The organism is Blautia sp. DFI.1.216, assembly GCF_020594215.1.
In the GTDB taxonomy this organism is placed as follows: domain Bacteria; phylum Bacillota; class Clostridia; order Lachnospirales; family Lachnospiraceae; genus Blautia_A; species Blautia_A wexlerae.
Genome location: NZ_JAJDML010000257.1, coordinates 1 through 229, shown reverse-complemented (window position 1 = coordinate 229; position 229 = coordinate 1). Strand labels below are relative to the sequence as shown.

The window sequence follows — 229 nt, the reverse complement described above, 5'->3', positions numbered from 1 at the left end:
ACTCATAATAAATAAAAATAACAAAACGGTTTTCATTCAATTTCTCCCTATAAAAAGCTGTATCCAGCATCATAAAAAAGAAAATATGTTCGATATTTTATTGCGAAATTTTTGATATCATGGTATCATATATGTATGAAAGAAAATCTTATACATTATCGCACTTGTGTGTGCAATATTAATTACCATATGGTATGGTCGGTAAAATACCGGCGGAAGATATTAAGTG

At 28.4% G+C, this 229-nt stretch carries 1 pseudogene; it reads left to right on the top strand.

Going from position 1 to position 229, the window contains the following annotated elements:
* Positions 1 to 135: 135 nt before the first annotated feature.
* Positions 136 to 229, top strand: a pseudogene (locus LJE11_RS19635) (IS200/IS605 family transposase); the annotation flags it as partial.